At 72.8% G+C, this 22,228-nt stretch carries 16 protein-coding genes; 8 read left to right on the top strand and 8 right to left on the bottom strand.

The annotated features are described in order from the left end of the window. Positions 1-30: 30 nt before the first annotated feature. Entirely contained in the window at positions 31-1,839 is a 1,809-nt protein-coding gene (locus ACNAVT_RS08210) for an ABC transporter ATP-binding protein (protein ID WP_416294347.1), read from the top strand. 76 nt (positions 1,840-1,915) lie between these two features. After that, complete coding sequence (locus tag ACNAVT_RS08205) at positions 1,916-3,862, top strand: ABC transporter ATP-binding protein (protein ID WP_416294346.1); 1,947 nt, start codon at positions 1,916-1,918, stop codon at positions 3,860-3,862. A gap of 15 nt (positions 3,863-3,877) precedes the next feature. On the opposite strand, the gene ACNAVT_RS08200 is transcribed toward ACNAVT_RS08205, so the two are convergent. Further along, positions 3,878-5,407, bottom strand: a complete 1,530-nt coding sequence (locus ACNAVT_RS08200; protein ID WP_416294344.1) for a hypothetical protein — start codon at positions 5,405-5,407, stop codon at positions 3,878-3,880. A 142-nt stretch (positions 5,408-5,549) separates the two neighbouring features. Between ACNAVT_RS08200 and valS the strand changes: the two genes are divergently transcribed. After that, positions 5,550-8,114, top strand: coding sequence for a valine--tRNA ligase (gene valS, locus ACNAVT_RS08195; protein ID WP_416294342.1), 2,565 nt, complete (start codon positions 5,550-5,552; stop codon positions 8,112-8,114). A 216-nt stretch (positions 8,115-8,330) separates the two neighbouring features. Here valS and ACNAVT_RS08190 read toward each other — a convergent pair whose 3' ends face one another. The 4 genes from ACNAVT_RS08190 to ACNAVT_RS08175 are packed head-to-tail and all read right to left on the bottom strand — an operon-like array spanning position 8,331 to position 11,783. Beyond that, positions 8,331-9,041, bottom strand: coding sequence for an ABC transporter permease (locus tag ACNAVT_RS08190; RefSeq protein ID WP_416294340.1), 711 nt, complete (start codon positions 9,039-9,041; stop codon positions 8,331-8,333). Between the two features lie 3 nt (positions 9,042-9,044). Next, positions 9,045-9,998: an ABC transporter ATP-binding protein gene (locus tag ACNAVT_RS08185; RefSeq protein ID WP_416294338.1), complete on the bottom strand. Its 954-nt coding sequence runs from the start codon at positions 9,996-9,998 to the stop codon at positions 9,045-9,047. Continuing rightward, positions 9,995-10,876 carry an ABC transporter permease gene (locus tag ACNAVT_RS08180; protein ID WP_416294336.1) on the bottom strand — a complete coding sequence of 294 codons (882 nt, stop codon included), beginning with the start codon at positions 10,874-10,876 and terminating at the stop codon, positions 9,995-9,997. The genes ACNAVT_RS08185 and ACNAVT_RS08180 overlap by 4 nt, the downstream gene beginning before the upstream one ends. Then, entirely contained in the window at positions 10,869-11,783 is a 915-nt protein-coding gene (locus ACNAVT_RS08175) for an ABC transporter ATP-binding protein (RefSeq protein ID WP_416294334.1), read from the bottom strand. Before ACNAVT_RS08175 ends, ACNAVT_RS08180 begins: the two co-directional genes overlap by 8 nt. Positions 11,784-12,096: 313 nt before the next feature. Here ACNAVT_RS08175 and cysC point away from each other — a divergent pair, with 313 nt between their 5' ends. The 3 genes from cysC to galT all read left to right on the top strand — a co-directional run bounded on the left by cysC (position 12,097) and on the right by galT (position 15,630). Further along, on the top strand, positions 12,097-13,626 hold the full coding sequence (gene cysC, locus ACNAVT_RS08170) for an adenylyl-sulfate kinase (RefSeq protein ID WP_416294332.1): 1,530 nt from the start codon (positions 12,097-12,099) through the stop codon (positions 13,624-13,626). Positions 13,627-13,771: 145 nt separating this feature from the next. Beyond that, positions 13,772-14,560: a DeoR/GlpR family DNA-binding transcription regulator gene (locus tag ACNAVT_RS08165; RefSeq protein ID WP_416294330.1), complete on the top strand. Its 789-nt coding sequence runs from the start codon at positions 13,772-13,774 to the stop codon at positions 14,558-14,560. Next, positions 14,557-15,630 (top strand): galactose-1-phosphate uridylyltransferase, encoded by a 1,074-nt coding sequence (gene galT, locus ACNAVT_RS08160; RefSeq protein ID WP_416294328.1) that lies wholly within the window; start codon positions 14,557-14,559, stop codon positions 15,628-15,630. Before ACNAVT_RS08165 ends, galT begins: the two co-directional genes overlap by 4 nt. A gap of 325 nt (positions 15,631-15,955) precedes the next feature. Here the strand turns inward: galT and ACNAVT_RS08155 are convergent, their stop codons facing one another. Further along, the gene (locus tag ACNAVT_RS08155; RefSeq protein WP_416294327.1) at positions 15,956-17,173 is read right to left on the bottom strand and encodes an NADP-dependent isocitrate dehydrogenase; all 1,218 of its coding nucleotides are present in this window, start codon (positions 17,171-17,173) and stop codon (positions 15,956-15,958) included. Positions 17,174-17,308: 135 nt separating this feature from the next. Between ACNAVT_RS08155 and ACNAVT_RS08150 the strand changes: the two genes are divergently transcribed. Beyond that, positions 17,309-18,121 carry an MBL fold metallo-hydrolase gene (locus ACNAVT_RS08150; protein ID WP_416294325.1) on the top strand — a complete coding sequence of 271 codons (813 nt, stop codon included), beginning with the start codon at positions 17,309-17,311 and terminating at the stop codon, positions 18,119-18,121. A 134-nt stretch (positions 18,122-18,255) separates the two neighbouring features. Here ACNAVT_RS08150 and ACNAVT_RS08145 read toward each other — a convergent pair whose 3' ends face one another. Further along, entirely contained in the window at positions 18,256-19,206 is a 951-nt protein-coding gene (locus ACNAVT_RS08145) for a malate dehydrogenase (protein WP_416294323.1), read from the bottom strand. Between the two features lie 99 nt (positions 19,207-19,305). Then, entirely contained in the window at positions 19,306-20,169 is an 864-nt protein-coding gene (locus tag ACNAVT_RS08140) for a bifunctional methylenetetrahydrofolate dehydrogenase/methenyltetrahydrofolate cyclohydrolase (RefSeq protein WP_416294321.1), read from the bottom strand. Between the two features lie 416 nt (positions 20,170-20,585). Here ACNAVT_RS08140 and ACNAVT_RS08135 point away from each other — a divergent pair, with 416 nt between their 5' ends. Then, positions 20,586-22,187 (top strand): peptide ABC transporter substrate-binding protein, encoded by a 1,602-nt coding sequence (locus tag ACNAVT_RS08135; RefSeq protein ID WP_416294320.1) that lies wholly within the window; start codon positions 20,586-20,588, stop codon positions 22,185-22,187. Positions 22,188-22,228 lie beyond the last annotated feature (41 nt).

The following is a 22,228-nucleotide window of genomic DNA, read 5'->3' as shown; positions in this document are numbered from 1 at the left end:
ACCGCTCCCAGTTGCCGCTACCGTCAGGTAGTGCCTGCGCAGAGCGACGGCAATCCTGCGGGGCGTCACGCCCCGCGTCCGCATCCGCTGCGCAACCTCTGGCGGCTGCGACCCTACCTGCGGCCGTACGCGGCCGAGTTCGCCTGGCTGCTGCTCGCCGCCCTAGCCGCCACGGCGGCGAGCCTGTCCGTGCCCCTGTTGGTGCAGCGGGTGGTGGACGGGCCGGTGGCCCGGCACGAGGTGGGCGGGCTGGTCCGGCTCGGCACCCTCGCCCTCCTGCTCGGCGTGGCCGAGGCGGTGCTGATCTTCGTCCGGCGGTGGACCCAGTCCTCCTCCTCCGTCGGCATGGAGGCGGCGATCCGCGCCGACGTCTACGCCCACCTGCAACGCCTCCCGGCCGGCTGCCACGACCGCTGGCAGTCCGGCCAGCTTCTCTCCCGGATCACCAGCGACCTGTCGATGATCCGCCGGTTCCTCTCCTTCGGCCTGCTCTTCCTGGTGCTCAACCTGGTCACCTACGCCGCCGTGGTGGTGCTGCTGATCCGGCTGCACCCGTGGCTCGGGCTGCTGGTGGCGGCCAGCGCGGTGCCGTTGTTCCTGATCAGCCGCCGGTTCGCCCGCCACTACCACGCGGCGTCACGACGGATGCAGGACCAGCAGGGCGACGTGGCCACGCTGGTCGAGGAGACCGCACAGGGGCTGCGCACCCTGCGGGCGTACGGGCGGGGCCCGGAGCTTGCCGCCAAGTTCGCCGGCAACGCCCGCCGGTTGCACGACACCGGCATCGGCAAGGCGCGGCTACTGGCCCGCACCTCGGCGCTGTTCGACCTGGTCCCCAACCTGACCCTGGGGGTGGTGCTGGTGGCGGGGGCCGCGGCCGTCGCCCGCGGTGTGCTCACCATCGGCGAGCTGGTCGCCTTCGTCAGCCTCCAGCTCATGCTGATCTGGCCGGTGCAGTCGCTCGGCTGGATCATCGCGAACGGGCAGGAGGCGGCGACCGCCGCCGACCGGATCCAGGAGGTGCTGGACACTCCGCCGACCATCGTGGACGCCCCGCACGCCCGAGTGTTGGACCGCGTGGAGGTGCGCGGCCGGCTGCGCTTCGAGCGGGTGACGTTCCGCTACCCCGGTACGGCCGCACCGGTGCTGCACGAGGTCGAGCTGACCGTCGAGCCCGGCGAGACGTTGGCCCTCGTCGGGGCCACCGGCTGCGGCAAGAGCACGCTGCTCTCGCTGGTCCCCCGGCTGCACGAGGTGACCGGCGGCCGGATCACCCTGGACGGGCACGACCTGCGGGACCTGCGGCTCGGCTCGCTGCGCCGGCTGGTCGGGATGGCCTTCGAGGAGCCGACCCTGTTCTCCATGTCGGTCTGGGAGAACCTCACCCTGGGCCGACCGGACGCCGGCGAAGACGAGGTACGGGCCGCGCTCGCGCTGGCCCAGGCGGAGTTCGCGTACGACCTGCCGTGGGGGCTGGCCACCCGGGTCGGCGAACAGGGGCTGTCCCTGTCCGGCGGACAGCGGCAACGGCTGGCGCTGGCGCGCGCGGTGCTCGGCCGGCCCGCGCTGCTCGTCCTCGACGACCCGCTCTCCGCCCTCGACGTGCACACCGAGGCACTGGTCGAGGCCGCGTTGCGGCGGGTGCTCCGGGACACCACCGCCCTGCTGGTGGTGCACCGCCCGTCCACCGTAGCGCTCGCCGACCGGGTGGCCCTGCTCGACGGCGGGCGGATCGTCGCCGTCGGCACCCATCGCGAGCTGCTGGCCGGGGTGCCGGCGTACCGGGCGGTGCTCTCCGCCGAGCCGGAGCGGCGCGCTGCCGGCCTGGTGCGCTCATGAGCGAGCGTCAGCGAGCGAATCATCAGTGCAGCGCCCTGGTGCCTCATGCCGCCGCCGAGCGAAGCGAGGTGGCGGCATGAGCGGAGCCGCCGACCGACCCCGCGTGCCCCGGCCCCGCGCTGCTCCGGATCTCGACCGGTCCCGCCGGCCCGACGACGTCGACCTCGGCGGGCGCGACGAGGACGTCGACTTTTCCCGGTGGCGCGGACGGGCCACCGATCCCGACGCCGACCGCAGCCGGGCCGAGGACAACGCACCGGAGGCGGTGGCCCGGCTCCGGGCCCGCAGCCGCGCGTTGCTCGGCGAACTGCTACGCCCCCACCGCGGCCGGCTCGGGCTGGCGGTGGCGCTGCTGCTGGCCCAGAACGCCGCCGCGATGGCCGGGCCGTACCTGGTGATGATCGGCATCGACCGGTGCATCGCACCGCTGCGGGCCGGCCACCCGGGCCCGCTGGTCGCCGTCGCCGTCGCCTTCGCCGTCACCGCCGGCACCGGGTACGCGGCCCGGCGCGGCTTCCTCACCCTCGCCGCCCGGATCGGCCAGGCCGTCCTGCTCGACCTCCGCCAACGGGTGTACGGCCACTTCCTCCGTCTCGACGTCGGCTTCCACGAGCGCTACACCTCGGGCCGGATGGTGTCCCGGCTGACCAGTGACGTGGAGTCGATCGCCGAACTGGTCGACGGCGGCATCGACAAGCTGGTGATGGCCGCGCTGTCGGTGCTGTCGGTGGCCGGCATCCTGCTCTGGCTCGACCTGCCGCTGGCCGCCGTCACGCTGCTCGCCTTCCCGTTCCTGTTCTGGCTGTCCCGGTGGTTCGCCCGCGCCTCCGCCGGGGCGTACCGACGCACCCGGGAGGCGGTGGCGCTGGTCATCGTGCACTTCGTCGAGTCGCTGCGCGGCATCCGGGCCGTGCAGGCATACCGGCGGGAGCCGCGCAACCAGCGCATCTTCGCCGCGGTGAACGACGACTACCGGCAGGCCAGCCTGGACGCGTTCCGGCTGATCGCGGTCTACTCGCCGGGCATCCGGATGATCGGCAACCTGACCGTGGCAGTCGTGCTCGGCTACGGCGGCTGGCGGGTGCTGGGCGGCCGGACCGAGGTCGGGGTGCTCGCCGCGTTCCTCCTCTACCTGCGCCGGTTCTTCGAGCCGATGGAGGAGCTCAGCCAGTTCTACAACGCGTTGCAGTCGGCCACGGCCGCGCTGGAGAAGCTGGCCGGGGTGCTCGACGAGCGGCCGGCCGTGGCCGAGCCGGCCCGACCCGTGCCGCTGCCCGCCGGCCCGGGGCGGGGCGACGTGGTCTTCCGGTCGGTCTCCTTCGGCTACCGGCCGGAGGCGCCGATCCTGGTCGACCTGGGGCTGACCGTGCCGGCCGGGCAGACCGTCGCCCTGATCGGGCCGACCGGCGCGGGCAAGTCCACCATCGCCAAGCTGCTCGCCCGGTTCCACGACCCGGCCGCAGGCACGGTCCGCCTGGACGGGGTCGACCTGCGGGACCTCTCCGACGCCGAGCTGCGCCGGGCGATCGTGCTGGTGACCCAGGAGAACCACCTGTTCAGCGGCTCGGTGGCGGAGAACATCCGGTTCGGCCGCCCGGACGCCGACGACGCGGCCGTGGAGGCGGCCGCCCGGGCCATCGGCGCGCACGACTTCATCGCCGCGCTCCCCGACGGGTACGCCACCGAGGTGCGCCGCCGCGGCGGGCGGCTCTCCGCCGGGCAGCGGCAGCTCGTCGCGTTCGCCCGGGCGTTCCTGGCCGACCCGCGGGTGCTGATCCTGGACGAGGCGACCTCGTCGCTGGACGTACCGACCGAGCGACTGGTGCAGCGGGCGGTCGGCAGCATCCTGCGGGACCGCACCGCGCTGGTGATCGCGCACCGGCTCTCCACCGTGGAGATCGCCGACCGGGTGCTGGTGCTCGACGGGGGCCGGATCGTGGAGGACGGGCCCCCGGCCGAGCTGGCCGCCGCCGGTGGCCGGTACGCCGCCCTGCACCGCCAGTGGCGCGACTCGCTGATCTGACCGTCGGGTCGGCCGTCAGTCGGCGCGCGGCTCCTCGCCTGACTGCGGGTGGGCGACCAGCGCCGCCTCGGCGCGCAGGTCGCGCCGGACCCGGTGCACCGCCCGGCCGAAGCCGAAGAGCAGCAGCAGGATCAGTGCGCCCACCCCGGCGAAGACCGGGACGGTCACCGGCGGACCGCCGACCGGGCCGTAGATCTGGGCACGCACCAGGGCCGGGCCCAGCGCGACCGCGGAGAGCACCATTGCGGCCGGGCCGAGGGCCAGCACGCCGACCCGCCAGCTCGGCTCCTCCTCGGTCGCCGCCGGGGCGGAAGCCTCCCCGCCGGCCGCTCCGCTCGTAGTCGGTGCGGCCGCGGCGAGGACCAGGCCGAAGCCGAAGGCCAGACCGAGCCCCAGGGCGGCCAGCACCGGTGGGACCTGCCCGGTCGCGGGCAGCTCGGCACGGATCACGGGTGAGGCGAGCGGCAGGGCCAGCGCGGCCAGCAGCAGGCCGGCCGCGTCCCACGGCAGCAGCCGTGGCGCGAACCGGGCCAGCGCGGCCCCGGCCACGACCGCCGCCAGCCCGACCAGCACGACGAGGTAGGCCTGTGGCCGGGCCGTGACGAAGTCCAGCCGGACGCCGAAGAGCACGAGCGGGCCGGCGGCCACGCCGAGCACCACCCACCGGGCGGCCACCGCCCGGCCGATCCGGTACGCGTACCCGAGCAGGACCAGCCCGGCCGCGGTGGCGACGGCAACCGTGGAGAAGTACGCGAACGACTCCACGAACTGCTCCCGGCGCGGCCCGACCAGGCCGTCCTGGCTGACCCGGAACGCCTCGACCACCCACCAGCGGAACGCCAGCCCACCGAGCGTGACCACGGCCGCGACGGCGGCCGCGACGAGCGGGCCGATCCGTGGTCGCCGGGCGGGCGGTGCCATGCCGGTCCCCCGCCGCTGGGCCAGGACCGCGGCGACGACGGTGGCCAGCACGGTCACGCCGACCTGCGTCGGCCAGGCGTGGCCGCGGATCGCGTAGCCCTCCCCGACGGCGAGGCGGACCAGATCGGCGACCCCGGAGTGCAGCACCAGACCCACGGCGAGGCCGGCGGCGACCGGCCACCGGAGCGGCCGGGCGAGCTGACCGGTCGCCAGCAGCGCCCCGCCGAGCGCCAGACCCGCGCCGAGGGCGGTGGCGAGGACGACCAGCACCTGCCCGGCCGAGGGCGGCTGCTGGGGCACCAGGCCGACGACGCCGTCGAAGGCCAGCTCCCCGGCCAGGTACGCCACCAGCACGCCGGCCGTGGCGATCGGCCAGCCGGGCAGCCGGGTGAGCGCGGCGGCGCCGGCCACCACGACGGCGAGCAGCAGGCCGCCGGCCAGGGCGACCAGCGGGACGCTGGACCCTGGTGCCCCGAGCGGGATGCCCTGCGTCAGGTCGGTGACGGCGAACTGCCCGGCCAGCGCGAGCCCGCGTACGCCGAAGAACGCCCCGACGGTGACCGCCGCCACCGCGCCGACCACTGTGGACGCGCCCGCCGCCGGCGTCCGCGCGATCTCGCCCATGGTCTGCCTCCCCCGCGTCCGTGGACGGGCAGATGCTGCCACACGACGCACCGACCCGCTGTCCCGTGCCCGGCTTCGGTCGGTGGCCGGCACGGCACCGAAAGTCGTGGAGTCACCCGGGTCGGCTACCTACCATCAGCTGATGACCGATACGGCGAGGACGGCCCGCGCCGGCGTTCCCGAGCGTCCGACCCTGGACGGCATCGAGGAGACCTGGGCGCGCCGCTGGCAGCAGGACGGCACGTACGCGTTCGACCGCAGCAAGCAGCGCTCGGACGTGTACGCGATCGACACGCCGCCGCCGACCGTATCCGGCGAGCTGCACATGGGGCACGTCTTCTCCTACACGCACACCGACACCGTGGCCCGGTTCCAGCGGATGCGCGGCCGGACGGTCTTCTACCCGATGGGCTGGGACGACAACGGCCTGCCCACCGAGCGGCGGGTGCAGAACGTGTACGGGGTGCGCCCCGACCCGGCCCTGCCGTACGACCCGGACTGGCGGCCGCCGGCCACGCCGGTGAGCGAGACGGCCCGAAAGAACCCGATCCCGATCTCCCGGCCCAACTTCATCGAGCTGTGCGAGCTGCTGACCGCGGAGGACGAGCAGGTCTTCGAGGCGCTGTGGCGGCGGCTCGGGCTGTCGGTGGACTGGTCGCTGACCTACACCACGATCGGGCGGCTGGCCCGGGCAACCAGTCAGCGGGCGTTCCTGCGCAACCTGGCCCGGGGCGAGGCCTACCAGGCGGAGGCGCCGACGCTCTGGCACGTCGGATTCGCCACCGCCGTAGCGCAGGCCGAGCTGGAGGACCGGGAGCGGCCCGGCGCGTACCACCGGCTGCGGTTCCACGGGCCGGCCGGGCGCGAGGTGTTGATCGACACCACCCGGCCCGAGCTGCTGCCGGCCTGCGTGGCGCTGGTCTGCCATCCCGACGACGAGCGGTACGCCGACCTGGTCGGCTCCACGGTGCGCACCCCGGTCTTCGGGGTGGCGGTGCCGGTGCGCGCGCACCCGCTGGCGGACCCGGACAAGGGCACGGGCATCGCGATGGTCTGCACGTTCGGCGACCTGACCGACGTGACCTGGTGGCGGGAGCTCCAGCTCGACACCCGGGTGGTGATCGGCCGGGACGGACGGCTGCTGCCCGAGCCGCCGGCGGGCGTGCCCGCGGAGCCCTACGCCGCGCTCGCCGGCCAGACCGTGAACGGCGCCCGGCGGACCGTGGTCGAGCTGCTGGCCGACGCGGGTGACCTGGTGGGCGAGCCGCGCCCGATCACCCATCCGGTGAAGTTCTACGAGCGCGGCGACCGCCCACTGGAGATCGTCTCGACCCGGCAGTGGTACCTGCGCAACGGCGGCCGGGACGTCGGGCTGCGCGACGAGCTGCTGGCCCGGGGCCGGGAGCTGCGCTGGGTGCCGGAGCACATGCGGCACCGGTACGAGCACTGGGTGGGCGGCCTGACCGGGGACTGGCTGGTCAGTCGCCAACGCTTCTTCGGGGTGCCGGTGCCGGTGTGGTACCGGCTCGACGACGCTGGCGAGCCGGACTGGTCCCACCCTCTCACACCGGCCGAGTCGATGCTCCCGGTCGACCCGTCCAGCGAGCCGCCGCCCGGCTACGAGGAGGCGCAGCGCGGGCAGCCGGGCGGCTTCGTCGGCGACCCGGACGTGCTGGACACCTGGGCCACCTCGTCGCTGACCCCACAGATCGTCGGCGGTTGGGAGACCGACCCGGACCTGTTCGGCCGGGTCTTCCCGATGGACCTGCGCCCGCAGGGGCAGGAGATCATCCGCACCTGGCTCTTCGCCACGGTGGTCCGGTCCCACCTGGAGCACGGCGTGCTGCCCTGGCGGGACGCGGTGCTCTCGGGCTGGATCCTCGACCCGGACCGGAAGAAGATGTCCAAGTCCAAGGGGAACGTGGTCACCCCGATGGCCCTGCTCGAGCAGCACGGCGCGGACGCGGTCCGCTACTGGGCGGCGAGCGGCAAGCCGGGGATGGACCTGGCGTTCGACCCGGCGCAGATCAAGGTGGGGCGCCGGCTCGCCACCAAGCTGCTCAACGCCTCGAAGTTCGCCCTCGGGCTGGGCGCCTCGGACGCGTTGCGCGCGCCGGCGACCGAGCCGCTGGACACCGCCATGCTCGCCGAACTCTCCGGCGTGGTCGGGGCGGCGACGGCCGCCTTCGACGGGTACGACCACACCGCCGCCCTGATGGCGACCGAGGCGTTCTTCTGGCGGTTCTGCGACGACTACATCGAGCTGGTGAAGGAGCGCGCCTACAGCCCGGGGGCGGGGGGCGACTCGGCCCGGGCGGCCCTGGCCACCGCGCTCTCGGTGCAGTTGCGGCTGTTCGCCCCGGTGCTGCCCTTCGTCACCGAGGAGGTCTGGTCCTGGTGGCGGTACGGCTCGGTGCACCACGCCCCCTGGCCCACCACGTACGAGGTGGGCCGGGCCGTGCAGGGGCCGGGTGACCCGGAGCTGCTGCGGCTGGCCGCCAACGCGCTGGGCCAGGTGCGCCGGGCCAAGTCCGAGCGGAAGCTGTCGATGAAGGCGGACGTGCCGCTGGCCGAGGCGCTCGGCCCGGCGGCCCTGCTCGACCAGCTCACCCTGATCGCCGACGACGTCCGGGCGGCGGGCCGGATCGCCAAGCTCGACCTGCTCCCCGACCGCACTCCCGAACTCGTCATCGTCTGCGCCTTCTGATGCGAGCCGGGACGGCGCGAGCGGCAGCCACGCAGCGTAACGGCCGAGGCGGACGAGGATGGCTTTGAGTGACATGACTGTGAGGCATAAATATGCCTCACAGTCATATCACTCGTGATGGATCCTGCCTGCCCGCGCGACACGCCCGGGGCTGCCCGCCGGACGGGCGAGGACGAGCCCCAACCCTGCCGCGCGGCCGACTATCGGCCCGCGCGGTCAGCTGGTTTCGCCGGCGACCGAGAAGGAGCGGAGGCGGTCGATGGCAAGCACGGTGGAGCCGACCGCCACCAGGGCGGTCAGGACCGCCGCGACCGGGACGGAGACCGTGGTGCCGAGCAGCTCGGTGGGGGCCATCCGGTCGGCGAGGGCGATCACCCACTGCTGGACGGAGAGCACCTTGGTGCCGTCCACGAACCGGCCGAGCAGCCCCTCCCAGATCAGCACGTAGACCAGCCCGAGCAGCACGGGCCGCCGGGTCAGCAGGCTGAGCGCCAGGAACAGCGCCGAGTACGCCAGCGCGCCCAGCGCCGACGCGGCGGCGAGCGCCAGTCCGAGGCGTACCGAGTCGGCGAGCACGCCCGCGACGTAGAGCGGGACGGCGACGGTCGCCGCACTGACCCCGGTCGCCACCGCGAGCTTCGGCAGCACGATCTGCCAGCGCGGCAACGGCTTGGTGAGGATGTGCACCACCGTGCCGTCGTCGATCTCGGCACCGAGCACGCCGGTGCCGACGATCAGGGCGACCACCGGCAGCACCACGGCCAGCCCGAGCCCGACCAGCACCGGCGGCCCCCACTGGCTCGGGTCGACGCCCAGTGCGCGGGAGACGATCGCGAGCACCAGCAGCAGCGCGGGCAGCGGGAGCAGCAGCAGGAACCGGCGCCGGCCGAAGAGCCCGCGCGCGGTGATCCAGGAAACGGTCGACATGGGTCAGCTCCCCACCAGGTAGGAGAACACGCTCTCCAGCGATTCGTCCTCGGGCGTCAGCGCCCGGACCCGGATGCCCCGGGCCAGCGCGATCTTCGGCAGCGCCCGGGTGAAGGCGCCGTAGTCGCCGGCCCGGACGGTGAGCCCGCCCCGGCCCAGCTCCACCCCGGTGACCGACGGCTCGGCGATCAGCGCGACGGCCAGCGCCCGGTCGTCGGTGGACCGGACCGCGAAGACGTGCGGCCGGTTGGTCATCAGCCGGCGGATGGTCCGGTAGTCGCCGGAGGCGGCCAGCCGGCCGGCGACCATCACCTGGACGGTGCCGGAGACCTGCTCGACCTCCTCCAGGATGTGCGAGCTGAACAGGATGGTCCGGCCGGCGTCGCCGAGGCGGTGCAGCAGGGCCATCATGTGCAGCCGCTGGCGCGGGTCCATCCCGTTGAACGGCTCGTCGAGCAGCAGCACCTGCGGGTCGTGGACCAACGCGGCGGCCACCCGGGTGCGCTGCCGCATGCCCTTGGAGTAGGTGCCGATCCGCCGGTCCTGCGCGCCCTCCATCTCGACCAGCGCGATGGCCCGCCGGGCCGCCGCCTCCGGGTCGGGCAGCCGGTGCAGCTTCGCGCTGGCCAGCACGAACTCGTACGCGCTGAGGAAGCTGTGCACCGCCTCCCGCTCGCTGACCAGGCCGAGCCGCCGGTAGGCGCCCGGATTGCGCCAGGTCGGCTCCCCGTCGAGGGTGACCGCGCCCCGGGACGGAGCGAGGAACCCGGCCATCATGTGCAGCAGGGTGGTCTTGCCGGCGCCGTTCGGCCCGAGCAGGCCGGTCACCCCGGGCCCGAGCCGCATGGTGACGTCGTTGACCGCGACCACGTTGCCATACCAGCGGGAGACGCCGGCGAGGTCGAGGGTGGACGCGGCCGAGGTCGGGGCCGGCGCCTGCGCGCTGATCGTGGTCATCGGGCGGCCACCTTCCGGTATCGCAGCAGCAGGAGGGTGACGCAGCCGGCCACCAGCAGCCCGGCCGCGGCCAGGTAGACCGGCCCGAACTTGCCGATCATCTGCTCCGCCGCCGCGCCGGGCGCCAGCAGGTCGCCCAGGGTGTACAGGCCCACGCCCTGGACCAGGGTGGACGGAGAGGCGAGCATCGCCAGCTCGTTGACCGTCCGGGACGGCATGATCGACAGGGTGCCGACGATCGGGGTGGTCATCAGGAAGGCGGCCACGATGCCGCCCGCGGCGAACGCCCGCTTGCCGGTGAGCGAGGCGATGAGCAGCGCCACCGAGGCGAAGACCACCGCCCACAGCGCCGCGTAGAGCAGGCCGGGAAGCAGGTCGAGCAGTTCGTCCCAGACCCCGCGCATCCCGTTGTCGGTGGTGAACGCGGCGCCGAGGAACATCACCAGCTGCGGCGCGCCGAGCAGCAGCCAGAGCGCGGTGACCAGCGCGCCGAGCTTGGCCAGCGCGTAGTCGCCCCGGGGCAGCGGCCGGGAGAAGTAGAGCGGCAGCACGCCGCTGCGCAGGTCGCGGGAGACCAGCTCCGGCCCGACCACCGCCACGAAGAAGATGACCAGCCAGCTCATCGCGTCGGCGAACTGGGCGTACGTCATGACGGTCTGGCCGGTCTGGGTGCGTACCGCGGTCAGCCCGGCGGCGACGATCACCACGATGCCGACCACCAGCCAGGGAAAGATCTTCGCCTTGGCGGATCGGCCCAGGCCGAACGCGGTCCGCAGCCCGTGCAGGTAGAGCGCGCCGAAGACGTGCCGGCGACCCAGCCGGGGGCCGGTGTAACGCTGGTATCCGATGTCGTGGATGACGCCGGTCGGCTCAGGCATTGCTGGGCTCCCTCGTGGCGAAGAGTTCGGCCACCCGGTGCCGCCGCTGGTCCAGCCGGTGCAGCGGCAGGTCCAGCTCGGCGACCGCGCCGAGGATCAGGTCGTAGGTGGCGTCGTCGGCGAGCGGGACGAGCAGCAGCCGCCCCTCCCGGGACACCGGCAGGTCGAGCGCGGCGAGCCGGGCGGCCAGGTCGTCCGTACCCTCGCTCACCTCGACGGCGAGCACGTCGGTGGCGGAGGTCATCGCGGCGACCCGGTCGGCGCGGAGCAGCCGGCCCCCGTCGATGGCGACCAGCGTGTCGCAGATCCGCTCCACCTCGCCGAGCAGGTGGGAGCAGACCACGACGGAGATGCCGAACTCGGTGCCGATCCGGTGGATCAGGGCGAGCATGGCGTCCCGGCCGGCCGGGTCGAGGCCGTTGGTCGGCTCGTCGAGCAGCAGCAGGTCGGGATCGTGCACCAGCGCCTGGGCGAGCTTCACCCGCTGCTTCATGCCGGTGGAGTAGCCGCCGACCGCACGGTGGCGTTCCTCGTGGAGGCCGACGTGGCGCAGCGCCTCGGAGGCCCGTTCCCGGGCGACCGTACGCGGCAGGCCGCTGATCCGACCCAGGTGGGTGACCAGCTCAGCGGCGGAGAGATCGGGTGGGAGGGCGTCGTGCTCGGGCATGTAGCCGACCCGGGCGCGGACCGCCGCCGGGTCGGTGGTGGGGTCGAGGCCGAGCACGGAGACCCGGCCACTGGTCGGCGCGAGCAGGCCCAGCAATATCTTGATCAGCGTGGACTTGCCGGCGCCGTTCGCGCCGACCAGACCGATGATCCCCGGCTCGACCGACACCGTGAGGTCGGCCAGCGCGGTGACCCTACCTCCGTACGTCTTGGTCAGCGACTCGGTCGCGATCAGTGTCACGACGCCCAGCGTAGAAAGCGGACGCCGCTTTGGGCATCGGGAAACGCTCGGGGTTACCCCTGATTCCGCCCGGACGGTGGCGACCGGGGCGAGCCGGCGGACGGACCCGGCCGGTCTGTCCGCCGCGCCGACCAACGCCCGATTAGATGCGTACGCTTGACCAGGTCGTTCAGCGCGGCCCCAATTCCCACCGCCGAGGGACCACCACCGGCGGCAACCGCCCCGACGGCGGTGGCCGGGAGGTGGAGTGGCGCTCTCGACCGGACGGCGGTGGGCTGAGAAACTGTGTGCCGGCCGGTGAGTTGGGGGTTCGATGAGCAACGGGTGGGTGCTGCCCGAGGACGTGCTGCGGGACGCGCCGGCGTACGCGCCTCGCACCGGCGAGCTGGCCGACCTGGAGCTGCTGCTGACCGGGGCGTACGCCCCGCTGACCGGCTTCATGACCCGCGCCGACCTGGCCGCGCTGGGCCGGCGCGGCCAGCTCGCCGACGGCACGCCGTGGCCGGTTCCGGTGACCCTGCAGGTGCCGGCGTCGCTCACCGTCGGGCTGGAACTGGACGACCCGCTGCGCCGGGCGCTGGTGCTCACCGACGGCGAGGGCGCCCCGGTGGCCGCGATGGACGTGACCGACCTCTGGCCGGTCCGCGAGGGCATGATGGGTGTCGGCGGCGCGGTGCGCCGGCTGGGTGACGGCGGCCGCGGGCCGTTCCAGCGGCTGCGGCGCAGCCCCGACGAGGTCACGGGGCTGCTGCCCCCGGGCCGGGTGCTCGGCGTCTTCGCCGACCGTCCGCTGCACCGGCCCCAGCTCGCGCAGATCGCGCACGCCGCCCGCACCCTGGGCGCGCACCTGCTGGTGATGATCCCGGTCGGTGATGACGGGGCCCGCGGGCTGCCGTCCGAGGCGCTGGTCCGCAGTGTGTTCGCCGCCCGGGACCGGATGCCCCCGGCCACCCTCGTGGTGGTGCCGCTGGTCAAGCGGCGGGACGAGATCAGCGACGCCCTGCTCCGGGCCCGGGTCGCCGCCGCCTACGGGGTGACCCACCTGCTCTCGACCGAGGGGATGCTCTCCGGCGCCGGCCTCCGGGTGCTGGTGCCCCGGGAGCTGGCGTACGACAACCGGGACGGGCAGTGGCGCTGGCGCGAGGACATCCCGCCGCGCAACCGGCGGCTGGCGCTCAGCCAGGAGGAGATCGACGACCTGCTGGACCGGGGCTTCCCGCTGCCCGAATGGCACACCCCACCGGCCGTCGCCAAGGAGCTGGCCCGGGCCCGTCCGCCGCGCCGGCACCGCGGCCTGGTGGTCTTCCTGACCGGCCTGTCCGGGTCCGGCAAGTCGACCATCGCCCGAGGGCTGGCCGACCTGCTGCGCGAGGGCGGCGACCGCAGCATCACCCTGCTCGACGGGGATGTGGTGCGGCGGGAGCTCTCCGCCGGGCTGGGCTTCAGCAAGGCCGACCGGGACGCCAACGTACGCCGGATCGGTTGGGTGGCCGCCGAGATCGCCCGGCACCGGGGGGTCGGCATCTGCTGCCCGATCGCCCCGTACGCGGCCGCCCGGGCCACCGCCCGGGAGATGGCGCACGCCGCCGGGGCCGGCTTCCTGCTGGTCCACGTCGCGACCCCGTTGGCGGTCTGCGAACAGCGCGACCGCAAGGGCCTGTACGCCCGAGCCCGGGCCGGCCTGATCACCGGGATGACCGGCATCGACGACCCGTACGAGGAGCCGACCGACGCCGACCTGGTGGTGGACACCACGGACATGACCGTCGAGGAGGCGGTCCAGCGGGTGATGGACCACCTGACCGAGACCGGCTGGGTGGAAACCCGCCTCCAGTCCGCCTGATCCCGCCGTCCGTCGTCCGGGCGGCGGCGGTTTCCGTCCCGCACCCCTCGCTTCCGTCGTACCCAGCTGCGCGCTAGTGTTCGTCTTTGTTGAAACGCGTTCGACCGCGTGGGCACGTGGTCGCGGGAGCCGGAGGTGACGACGGATGCTGGCTCGGCAGCGGCAGGCGGCCATCCTGGAACGGGTCCGCGCCGCCGGGGGCGTACGGGTCACCGAGCTGGCCGCCCAGTTCGGCGTCTCCGACATGACGATCCGGCGCGACCTGGAGGCACTGAACGAGCGGGGCCTGCTCGCCAAGGTGCACGGCGGGGCGACCCTGGCCGGCCCCGGTTCGACCGACGAGCCCGGCTTCCGCGCCAAGTCGGTCCGACAGCCCGCGGAGAAGGCGGCCATCGCCGATCGGGCCGCGCAACTGGTCCGCCCCGGCTCGGCGATCGCCCTGTCCGCCGGCACGACCACCGCCGAGCTGGCCCGCCGCCTGGTCGACGTGCCGGGGCTGACCGTGGTGACGAACTCGCTGCCGGTGGCCGAGATCCTGCACGTCGGCGGCCGGCCGGACCAGACCGTGGTGCTCACCGGCGGGGTGCGCACCCCCTCGGACGCGCTGGTCGGCCCGCTGGCCGTGGCGGCGGTCGCGACCCTCCACCTGGACCTGCTCTTCCTTGGCGTGCACGGGATCAGCGAGCGCGCCGGGTTCACCACGCCGAACCTGATGGAGGCAGACACGAACCGGGCACTGGTGGCGGCCGCGGATCGGCTGGTGGTGCTCGCCGACCACACCAAGTGGGGCACGGTCGGCATCTCCTCGATCGTCGGCCTGGACGCCGCGGACGTGCTGGTCACCGACGACCGGTTGGCGCCGGACGCGCGACGGGTGCTCGAGGACCGGGTGGGCGAGCTGGTGGTCGCGCCGGGCACGGAGGGGGCGGAGTGAGGCGTACCCGGATCGAGCTTGCCGACGGCCGCGAATTGATCTACTTCGACGAGCGGGCCGACGCGGTCCGCGACCAGCCGGACCGCCGGGAGCTGCCCCCGCCGCCGCAGGCCTCCCAGCTCCGGTACGACCCGCTGACCGACGAGTGGGTGGCGGTGGCGGTGCACCGGCAGACCCGGACCTTCCTCCCCCCGGCCGACCAGTGCCCGCTCTGCCCGTCCCGGGACGGCCGGCTCAGCGAGATCCCGGCCCCCGACTACGACGTGGCTGTCTTCGAGAACCGCTTCCCGTCGTTGAGCCAGCGGGTGGCCGATGAGCCGGCCCGGATCACCCCGTTCACCCCCGTACGCCCCGGGCAGGGCCGGTGCGAGGTGGTCTGCTTCACCGACGACCACCACGCCTCGTTCGCCAGCCTCTCCCCGCGCCGGGTACGGACCGTGCTGGACGCGCTCGCCGACCGGACCACCGCCCTCGGCGGGCTGCCCGAGGTGGAGCAGGTCTTCCCGTTCGAGAACCGGGGCGTCGAGATCGGGGTGACGTTGCACCACCCGCACGGGCAGATCTACGCGTACCCCTTCGTGACGCCCCGGACCCGCACCATGCTCGCCGCCGCCCGCCGGCACGCCGAGCGCACCGGCGGCAACCTGTACGCGGACGTGCTCGCCGCCGAGCGCGCCGCCGGGGACCGGGTGGTGGCGAGCAACGCGCACTGGACGGCGTACGTGCCGGCAGCGGCCCGGTGGCCGTTCGAGGTGCACGTGGCCCCGCACCGGCCGGTGCCGGACATCCCGGCGCTGGACGACGCCGAGCGGGCCGCCTTCGGACCGCTCTACCTCGACGTGCTGCGCCGCTTCGACGGGCTGTTCGACCTGCCGATGCCGTACATCGCGGCCTGGCACCAGGCCCCGGTGCGGGTCGACCGCGAGTTGGGGCATCTGCACCTGCAGCTGTTCAGCATCCGGCGGGCTCCGGACAAGCTGAAATACCTGGCCGGCTCCGAGTCGGCCGTGGGCGTGTTCATCAACGACATCGCCCCGGAGCGTGCCGCCGAACTGCTCCGCGCCGCGTGACCGGAAGGGCTCCTGGTCCACGCCGGCGGTATGACCGGGCCGCAACCCGGAGCAGGGCCGCACAACAGGGCGCGGGGGGCCCGGGACAGGGCCCCCCGCAAGGGAAGGGACGGCTGGCTGTGCGCGACAGCCGGGAAGGCTGGCTGATCGGCACTCACGCCGCGAGGCGACCGTGGTCAACCTTCCTGGACGGGACTGGCATCCTGTCCGCCCTGCTCAACGAGCCGCATCACCTACGGTGACGCGACCGCGACGCCACCACCCCGGCCGGGCATGACGGAGCCCGCCGGCACGGGGGCCGGCGGGCTCGTCGGGTGGGTCGGAATCAGGCGGCGAGCTTGCGGGCCAGGTTCTCGTCGAGCGCGTTCATGAACTCGTCGGTGGTCAGCCACGGGGCGTCGCGCGAGATGAGCAGCGACAGGTCCTTGGTCATCTGGCCACCTTCGACGGTGGAGACGATGACCTGCTCCAGGGTGTTGGCGAACTCGGTGACCGCCGGGGTGCCGTCCAGCTTGCCCCGGTGGGCCAGGCCCCGGGTCCAGGCGTAGATCGAGGCGATCGGGTTGGTCGAGGTCTTCTCGCCCTTCTGCCACTGCCGGTAGTGCCGGGTGACGGTGCCGTGCGCGGCCTCGGCCTCGACGGTGCGGCCGTCCGGGGTCATCAGCACGGAGGTCATCAGGCCGAGCGACCCGAAGCCCTGGGCGACGGTGTCGGACTGCACGTCACCGTCGTAGTTCTTGCAGGCCCAGACGAAGCCGCCCTCCCACTTGAGCGCGGCGGCGACCATGTCGTCGATCAGCCGGTGCTCGTAGGTGATGCCGGCGGCCTCGAACTCCGACTTGAACTCGTTCTCGAACACCTCGGCGAAGATGTCCTTGAACCGGCCGTCGTACGCCTTGAGGATGGTGTTCTTGGTCGACAGGTAGACCGGGTAGCCGCGGTCCAGGCCGTAGCGCATCGAGGCGCGGGCGAAGTCCCGGATCGACTCGTCGAAGTTGTACATGCCCATGGCGACGCCGCCGCCGGGGAAGTTGGCGACCTGCATCTCCATCGGGGCGCCGCCGTCGGCCGGGGCGTAGGTGATGGTCACCGTGCCCGGACCGGGGACGACGAAGTCGGTGGCCTTGTACTGGTCGCCGTGCGCGTGCCGGCCGATGATGATCGGCTTGGTCCAGCCCGGGACGAGCCGCGGCACGTTCGACATGATGATCGGCTCGCGGAAGACGACGCCGCCGAGGATGTTGCGGATGGTGCCGTTCGGCGACCGCCACATCTTCTTCAGGCCGAACTCCTCCACCCGGGCCTCGTCCGGGGTGATGGTGGCGCACTTGACGCCGACGCCGTGCTCCTTGATGGCGTTGGCGGCGTCGACCGTGACCTGGTCGTCGGTGGCGTCACGGTGCTGAATCGACAGGTCGTAGTAGTGCAGGTCGACGTCGAGGTAGGGCAGGATCAGCTGCTCCCGGATCTGCTTCCAGATGATCCGGGTCATCTCGTCGCCGTCGATTTCCACGACCGGGTTGTTTACCTTGATCTTCGCCATCGGCCGGCGCTCCTCTCGGGGGACACATGCTCAAGCAGTACGAGCGTACTGGAAACTGACCGGGGCTCCCCAGCCGGCCTCACCCCATGAGAAACGGGGTGGCCCGGGACGGGCCGCGGTTGACATCCTTCCCGGATGTCGGTCACTCACACGGTCGGGTCTATCACGGTCACCGCCCTCGTCGACGCGGCAGGCCCGTTCTTCCAGCCACGCGAGGAGGCCTTCCCCGACGCCACCCCGGCGCAGTGGCGGGAGGCCGACCGGCGGGACCCGGACGCGGTCACCCCGGACGGCCGCTGGTGGCTGCCGTTCCGCTGCTTCGCGCTGCGTACCGGGGACGGGCCGGTGACCCTTGTCGACGCCGGAGTCGGCCCGGCCGACTCCCCCGCGGCGAGCTGGGCGCCGGTGCCCGGCCGGCTGCCCGAGGAACTGGCCGCCGCCGGCATCGACCCGGCGGACGTCCGGACCGTGGTCCTCACCCACCTGCACAGCGACCACGTCGGCTGGGCGGTGGTCGACACACCCTGGTTCCCGAACGCGGAGCACCTGGTGCAGCGGGCCGAGCTGGCGGCGCTGGAGCTGTTCCACCCCGACCTGCCGGCCCGGCTGGTCGGGCCGTTGCGCGCCGCCGGCCAGCTCCGGGTCGTCGACGGCGACACCGACCTCGCCCCGGGGGTACGCCTGCTCAGCACGCCCGGGCACACCCCGGGTCACCAGTCGGTGCTGGTCGACTCCGGCGACGACCGCCTCCTGGTCACCGGCGACCTGCTGGTGCACACCGTGCAGCTGGTCGACCCGGAGCTGGCGTACGCCCACGAGGAGGACCCGGCCGAGGCCCGCGTCTCCCGCGTACGGCTGCTCACCGAGCTGACCACCCACAACGCCACCCTCGCCACCCCCCATCTCGGCGCCCCCTTCACCCGCCTCCCCCCGCCCGCATCGCGTTGATCAAGAGATCTGCGTCCCGACGAAGGCGATTCCTGACGAAGGCTTCTTGACCGGGCCGAGCGGCGGGCGGGAGCGGAGACGTCGAAGGGCGGACCGGCGTGTGCCGGCCCGCCCTTCGCGCGGGTGTCACGGTGTCACATGTTGGCGACGTCGGCCTGCTTGGCGCGGACGGCCTCGGCGGCCTCCTTGAGGCTGGCCAGCTCGTCGGCGTCCAGGTCGGTCTCGACGACCCGCTTGACGCCCTCGGCGCCGATCGCGGCCTCGACGCCCAGGTAGACGCCGGAGATGCCGTACTCGCCGTCGACCCAGGCGCAGACCGGCATGACCTCGCCGGAGTCCTCGGCCACGGCCTTGGCCATCCGGGCGGCGGCGGCCGACGGGGCGTAGTACGCGGAGCCGGTCTTCAGCAGCGCGACGACCTCGGCACCCCCGTTGCGGGTCTTGACGACCAGCTCCTCGATCTGCTCGGCCGGCATGACCTCACGCAGCGGCTTGCCGTCGACGGTGCTCTTCGACGGGACCGGGACCATGGTGTCGCCGTGCGAGCCCAGGGTCAGGGTCTTCACCGACTTCACCGGCACGTTCAGCGCCTCGGCGACGAAGTTGGTGAACCGGGCGGTGTCCAGCATGCCGGCCTGGCCGAGCACCCGGTTGCGCGGGAACTGGGTGGCGATCTGGGCCAGCGCGGTCATCTCGTCGAGCGGGTTGGAGACCACGATGACGACGGCGTTCGGGGCGTACTTGGCGACGTTCTCGGAGACCTGACGGACGATCTTGGCGTTGGTCTCCAGCAGGTCCATCCGGCTCATGCCCGGCTTGCGGGGCAGACCGGCGGTGATGACGACGACGTCCGAGCCCTCGATGGCCTCGTAGCCCTCGCCGCTGGAGCCGGTGGTGACGCCGACGACCTTGGTCTCGAAGCCCTCGACCGCGCGCGACTGGTTGAGGTCCAGCGCGAGACCCGCCGGCTTGCCCTCCACGATGTCGGTGATCACGACGGTGTCGAAGACGTCGTACTCGGCCAGGCGCTGCGCGGTGGTGGAGCCGTAGAAGCCGGCCCCGACGACAGTGACCTTCTTACCCATGGTCGTCCCACTCCCTGCTACCAGTCGGTTTTCCGGACCGTATCAGCCATCCTGGCACTGATCGGGCCAGGGGCGGACGGTTATGACGTGCTTGGGGGGTCACTCCCGCCGCTCGGCGCGTTCCACCACGTTGGTCAGGAGCATGGCCCGGGTCATCGGGCCGACGCCGCCCGGCATCGGCACCAGCTTGCCGGCCACCTCGGCCACCTCGGGGGCGACGTCGCCGGTGTAGCGGCCCTTGCCGTCGGCCCCGATCACCCGGGTGATGCCGACATCGACCACGGTCGCGCCCGGCGTGACCATGTCGGCGGTGAGCAGCCCCGGCACGCCGGCGGCCACGATGACGATGTCGGCTGCGCGGGTGTGCGCGGCCAGGTCCAGCGTGCCGGTGTGGCAGAGCGTCACGGTGGCGTTCTCGCTGCGGCGGGTGAGCAGCAGGCCGAGTGGCCGGCCGACGGTGTTGCCCCGCCCGACCACCGCGACCTCGGCGCCGCGCAGCGCCACGTCGTGCCGGCGGAGCAGCTCGACGATGCCGCGCGGGGTGCAGGGCAACGGGGCGTCGTAGCCGAGCACCAGCCGGCCCAGGTTGACCGGGTGCAGGCCGTCGGCGTCCTTGGCCGGGTCGATCATCTCCAGCGCGCGCTGGGTGTCCAGGTGGCCGGGGAGCGGGAGCTGGACGATGTAGCCGTGGCAGGCCGGGTCGGCGTTCAGCTCGGCGAGGACCCCGTCCAGCTGCTCCTGGGTGGCGTCGGCGGGCAGCTCACGGCGGATCGAGGCGATGCCCACCTCAGCGCAGTCGCGGTGCTTGCCGTTGACGTACGCCTGGGAGCCGGGGTCGGCGCCGACCAGAACCGTGCCGAGCCCCGGGGTCAGGCCGCGCTCCGCCAGCGCCTTGACCCGGGTCCGCAGCTCGTCCTTGATCTCCGTCGCGGTCGCCTTGCCATCCAGGATCGTCGCCGTCACGCCTGGATCGTCTCACGGCGCACGACAACACCGGCCGATGACGGCCAACGGTGACGGTCTGTTACGTGGGATTCGTCACCCACCGTTACGGGCTGTGGATCGCGCCACATATTGAGACGGACACCCGATGATCAACCGGGGCGCAGCGGACCACCGGCGGGGAAGCACGCGAAGGCGTCGAGAGTGCGCCCCGGGCGCGAGCCGACACCGCCAAAAGCGGCATTGAGCAGCTCTGTTCCCACATTCCCCATAGCAGAGGTCCAGCCTGCCGCCCAAGCCGGGGTCCCCGCTCCGTTATTGCTTCGCAACGCTCTCGTTGCCGAACCGGCCCGCGACGACCTACCGTTGCCGATCGTTGCGCAGCGTTACCCAGCGCCGGGCTTGACTGCGCAGCGTGAGGAGATGAGGAGACTCCAATGCGTGTTCGTAGGCTCGCCGCCTGGACCGCTCTCCCGCTCGCGGTGACCCTGGGCCTGGTGGCCTGCGGCACGGGCGGTGGCAGCGGCGGCAAGAGCGACCCCAACGCGGCCGTGCGGATCGAGATCGCCGAGCCGCAGCACCTGGTGCCGACCAACACCAATGAGACGAGCGGCTCGCAGGTGCTGTCCGCCCTGTTCAGCCCGCTGGTCGACTACGACCAGGCGAACAAGCCGCACGAGGTGGCGGCCGAGTCGGTGACGTCGTCGGACAACAAGGTCTGGACGATCAAGCTGAAGCCCGGCTACACCTTCCACAACGGCGAGAAGGTCACGGCCGACAACTACATCGACGCCTGGAACTACGGCGCGTACGCCCCCAACGGCCAGAACTCCAGCTACTTCTTCGAGAAGGTCGCCGGCTACGAGGACCTCCAGGGCGAGAAGCCGAAGGCCAACACGCTGAGCGGGCTGAAGAAGGTCGACGATCTGACCTTCACCGTGACGCTCTCCCAGCCGTACGTCGACTTCAAGTCCATGCTCGGCTACACGGCCTTCTACCCGCTGCCCAAGGCCGCCTTCTCCGCCCCGGGCGTGCTCGCCGAGAGCTACGAGCAGGCCCCGATCGGCCAGGGCCCGTTCCAGATGAAGGGCGCCTGGCAGCACGACGCCAAGGTCGAGGTGACCCGCTATGACGCCTTCCCCGGCGAGAAGCCGAAGGTGGGCGGCGTCGAGTTCCGGATCTACCAGCAGCTGACCGCCGCCTACGCGGACGTGCTCTCCGACAACCTCGACGTGATCAAGACGATCCCGACCGAGAACCTGTCGACCGCTGCCGCCGACCTCGGCGACCGGTACCAGCAGAGCCCGGCCTCCTCGCTCCAGGTGCTGGCCTTCCCGACCTTCCAGAAGGAATTCAGCAACCCCGACGTGCGCAAGGCCATCTCGATGGCGATCGACCGGGACGAGATCACCAAGTCGATCTTCAAGGGCTCGCAGCAGCCGGCCCGCTCGTTCGTCTCGCCGGTCGTCGCCGGCTACCGGGAGAACACCATCGGCGCCGCCGGTGAATTCGACCCGGCCAAGGCCAAGGCGCTGTACGAGGCCGCGGGCGGCCCGAAGAAGATCGAGTTGTCCTACAACGGCGACGGCGGCCACAAGGACTGGATCGACGCCACCTGCAACCAGCTCAAGGCCAACCTGGGCGTGGACTGCGTCGGCACCGCCGAGCCGAAGTTCGCGGACCTGCTGACCAAGCTCAAGCAGAAGCAGCCGGTCGGCCTGTTCCGGATGGGCTGGGTCATGGACTACCCGTCCATGGAGAACTACCTCGGCCCGCTGTACAGCACCAACGGCTCGTCGAACTACTACGGCTACAGCAACAAGGAGTTCGACAAGCTGCTCGCCGAGGGTTCCAGCGCCCCGACGCAGGACGAGGCGATCAAGAAGTACCAGGCGGCGGAGGACCTCCTGGCCAAGGACATGCCGGTGATCCCGCTCCGGTACGGCCAGAACAACTTCGGCCACTCGACCAAGGTCAAGAACGTCGAGGTCGACCTCTTCGACCGGGTCAACCTGCTGAAGATCGAGGCCGTCAAGTAACACCCCGTACGACGGGTCGGGCCACCCACCCCGGGCGGCCC

This window comes from Micromonospora sp. SL4-19, assembly GCF_047921475.1.
In the GTDB taxonomy this organism is placed as follows: Bacteria; Actinomycetota; Actinomycetes; order Mycobacteriales; family Micromonosporaceae; genus Micromonospora.
Note: the sequence above shows the minus strand (reverse complement) of the source record. Positions and strands in the feature narration are given on the sequence as shown.

Excerpts from the sequence above, each read along its gene's own strand:
- ACNAVT_RS08155 (WP_416294327.1), bottom strand. The coding sequence starts at position 17,173 with ATGGCGAAGATCAAGGTAAACAACCCGGTCGTGGAAATCGACGGCGAC.
- ACNAVT_RS08185 (WP_416294338.1), bottom strand. The coding sequence starts at position 9,998 with ATGACCACGATCAGCGCGCAGGCGCCGGCCCCGACCTCGGCCGCGTCC.
- ACNAVT_RS08205 (WP_416294346.1), top strand. The coding sequence starts at position 1,916 with ATGAGCGGAGCCGCCGACCGACCCCGCGTGCCCCGGCCCCGCGCTGCT.
- ACNAVT_RS08165 (WP_416294330.1), top strand. The coding sequence starts at position 13,772 with ATGCTGGCTCGGCAGCGGCAGGCGGCCATCCTGGAACGGGTCCGCGCC.
- ACNAVT_RS08180 (WP_416294336.1), bottom strand. The coding sequence starts at position 10,876 with ATGCCTGAGCCGACCGGCGTCATCCACGACATCGGATACCAGCGTTAC.
- valS (WP_416294342.1), top strand. The coding sequence starts at position 5,550 with ATGACCGATACGGCGAGGACGGCCCGCGCCGGCGTTCCCGAGCGTCCG.
- ACNAVT_RS08145 (WP_416294323.1), bottom strand. The coding sequence starts at position 19,206 with ATGGGTAAGAAGGTCACTGTCGTCGGGGCCGGCTTCTACGGCTCCACC.
- ACNAVT_RS08200 (WP_416294344.1), bottom strand. The coding sequence starts at position 5,407 with ATGGGCGAGATCGCGCGGACGCCGGCGGCGGGCGCGTCCACAGTGGTC.
- ACNAVT_RS08190 (WP_416294340.1), bottom strand. The coding sequence starts at position 9,041 with ATGTCGACCGTTTCCTGGATCACCGCGCGCGGGCTCTTCGGCCGGCGC.
- ACNAVT_RS08135 (WP_416294320.1), top strand. The coding sequence starts at position 20,586 with ATGCGTGTTCGTAGGCTCGCCGCCTGGACCGCTCTCCCGCTCGCGGTG.
- ACNAVT_RS08150 (WP_416294325.1), top strand. The coding sequence starts at position 17,309 with ATGTCGGTCACTCACACGGTCGGGTCTATCACGGTCACCGCCCTCGTC.
- cysC (WP_416294332.1), top strand. The coding sequence starts at position 12,097 with ATGAGCAACGGGTGGGTGCTGCCCGAGGACGTGCTGCGGGACGCGCCG.